This window comes from Psychrobacter sp. A3 (genome assembly GCF_028823565.1).
Lineage (GTDB): Bacteria > Pseudomonadota > Gammaproteobacteria > Pseudomonadales > Moraxellaceae > Psychrobacter > Psychrobacter celer.
Window position 1 is genome coordinate 1 of record NZ_JAPEHS010000139.1, and the last position, 3,118, is coordinate 3,118.

A 3,118-nucleotide genomic window follows, 5' to 3' on the forward strand; every position below is an offset into this window, starting at 1 on the left:
TTTGTCAGAGCCTTTATTAAACAACACATTTAACACGATAGCAGCCAAAGTTGCCGTACCGATGCCGCCCAAATCAAACCCGCCTAAGTGCAAGCTAAAGTTACCTGTCCCCATAATGACAGTAACAGCCGCGATAATCAGATTACTGTTTTTGCTAAAATCGATGTGATTGTCGATCCAAATCTTTGCCCCTGCAATCGCAATCAGGCCAAACACCACGATAGAAGCACCGCCTAATAAGGCCGCTGGTATCGTCTGAATAATGGCACCAAACTTTGGCGATAAGCCCAGCAAAATAGCCACCAACCCTGCCACGACAAATATCGTCGTGCTATAGACCTTGGTTACGGCCATGACACCGATGTTTTCGGCATAGGTAGTGACACCAGTGCCACCAAACCCTGCCGAAAAGGTCGTGGCCAGCCCATCTGCAAAAAACGCGCGGCCCATATAAGGCGTCACGCGCGCTTTTGTCATACCCTCAACTGCCTTAAAGTGTCCTAAGTTTTCGGCGACTAGGATAAATGCCACCGGCGCGATAAGAATAATGGCGCTCATCTCAAAGCTTGGGGTATGAATCGTTGGTAGCCCAAACCACGATGCGGCGGCGACATTACTAAAATCAATCGCCGTGCCGAAGCCCAAAACATTGGTCATCACAAAATAGGCCACATAAGACAAGATCAAGCCCACCAGCAACAGCAAGCGGCGCAGCATACCACGGGTAAAGACCGCCACCCCACTGATGAGTAATACCGTCAACGTCGCCATCCAAGCATCAAACTGATTGGCCGACACCCCTTGGATGGTCACTGGCGCTAGGTTTAGACCGATAATCATCACAATAGCTCCTGTGACAACGGGCGGCATCAAGCGTTCAATCCAGCCAGTGCCCGTCTTCATCACCAATAGCCCAATCAGCGCATAGACGATACCACATGCCATGATACCGCCTAAAGCGACACTCAAATTATCATTGAACCCTGCCCCTGCATAAGCGGTCACTGCAATGACTGGTCCGATGAACGCAAAGCTTGAGCCCAGATAACTTGGCATACGCCCGCCTGTGATCATAAAAAACATCACAGTACAGATGCCCGACATCAAGATAGCCAGATTGGGGTCAAATCCCATCAAAAGCGGTGCCAACACCGTCGCCCCAAACATAGCAAAGGTATGCTGCACCCCTAACAAGACGCTTTTTGAAGGCGGTAGATATTCATTGATACCGACAGGATCGCGGTCCAAGTCGCCTTTATAAGGTCGCCATGTCGGAAACCAGCGGCCATTGTCAAAATCTGAATGAAGCGGCTGATTCATGGCTGCTGGGTCGATACCCGCCGCTTCTAAGGCGTTTTGTGCCGGCTTATCTTGAGCGCTTTTTTGGGAAGATGAAGGATGTTCTGTTGGCGATGACATGCGCGCGTCCTATGTGAGCTGGAGTGATGAGGAAAAACAAGGGCGTGTCTCAATTTTAGTCAATAGCTACTTACTTAGCCTAAAAATAAAAACACTTTAATAGAATGATACTGTGCAGCAATATTTTGATTTATAACATCATGATTTATAACACAAATCGACTATTTTGCTTTTTTGCTATTGAGAATTATTCTTTTATATTTCTTGCTAGCAAACCAAAAGTATTATTTGTTATGATGTCTGTGTTTTACCGGATGTGACAGGGTCGATATATTGCCGATATGTTCAATAGTTAATTCTAAATAAAACAGATACATTATATGTCAACGTGGAACTGGTATAAATTTTCCTTGCGTGCCGTGCCTGTGCTGCTCGATGCTGCGTAAAACTCATCCCAGCCATACTGTGTCGTTTTTATACTGAACTCACTATACTAAGTATCTAAGTTGGCGCTGTCCTGCTATCCATCAGCCTATCAACTACTGACTTACAGGATGTTACACAACCGTTGGCTGGAAGCATAATAACGGAGTTTCTTATTAAATAAAAGTTATTATTCAGCGGCTATTTTTGTTCTTCGACTCCAATACACCCACCACCACTGCGCCATATGCACCGCATATAGGTGATTATCGGTAGTGGCTGGCTATTATATATTGACTCAAAGTGCGTAAAGCAGGCTATCTTGTCTGCCCAATCACTGATGACTTTTTGGTAATTTATTATGATTAGTGTTTTTGATTTATTTAAAATCGGTATCGGGCCATCAAGCTCACATACCGTCGGTCCGATGGTCGCTGCCAATCTTTTTTTGACCTCACTGATAAAGCAGGCTGAGTTAACGACTATCCAGCGTATCGAGATTGAGCTTTATGGCTCGTTGGCAGCCACTGGCAAAGGCCATGCCACCGACACAGCCATATTACTTGGCTTACTCGGACATACGCCCAGTACGATTGATACGCGTTTGACCAGTGATTATTTAGCACCTATTTTTTCAGCCAAACAGCTGGCCCTCTCAGGCATGCATACGATTGACTTTGATACAGATCGCGATATTCACTGGTATGATGAGACGGTGTTGCCTTATCACCCAAACGCCTTGACCCTGCGCGCGACGCTAGCAGATGATAGCAGCTATCAGCAGACTTACTACTCAGTTGGCGGCGGTTTTGTCATCAATGAAGAAGACGCCACCAACCCAGACGAAGACCATGCCAGCCCTACGATAGCTAGTGTGCCGTACCCCTTCAATAGTGCCGCAGAGCTATTAGAGCAATGTCGTCAACATCAGCTTAGTATCAGCGAGCTGATGCTGGCCAACGAGTGCCACTTTCGTGATAAAACAGCGGTATTTGAGTATTTGGATCAGATTTGGGCGGTGATGCAAGACTGCGTCACACAAGGCTGTGACAATGGTGGCATCTTGCCAGGTGGCCTAGATGTCAAACGCCGCGCTAAAGACTTGCACCAACAGCTAGACGCTGAAAAAGACCAATCGATCGCCAAGACCGACAAGCTCGCTGCCATGGACTGGGTTGATCTGTATGCTCTGGCAGTCAATGAAGAAAACGCCAATGGTGGCAAAGTGGTCACTGCGCCGACCAATGGTGCAGCGGGCATCATCCCAGCGGTGCTACATTATTACCGTGATTTTTTGCCCAACTATAGTCAAGACGGCGTGCGCAAGTTTTTATTA

Annotated in this window: 2 protein-coding genes; one reads left to right on the top strand and one right to left on the bottom strand. The window is 47.0% G+C overall.

All coding sequences use genetic code 11. From position 1 onward, the window contains the following. Nucleotides 1–1,320 (bottom strand): solute carrier family 23 protein (locus NK638_RS12075; RefSeq protein WP_274633204.1); only part of this gene is annotated, 1,320 nt, incomplete at its 3' end. 823 nt (nt 1,321–2,143) lie between these two features. Between NK638_RS12075 and NK638_RS12080 the strand changes: the two genes are divergently transcribed. Continuing rightward, on the top strand, nt 2,144–3,118 hold a 975-nt coding region (locus NK638_RS12080), incomplete at its 3' end, for an L-serine ammonia-lyase (RefSeq protein ID WP_274633203.1).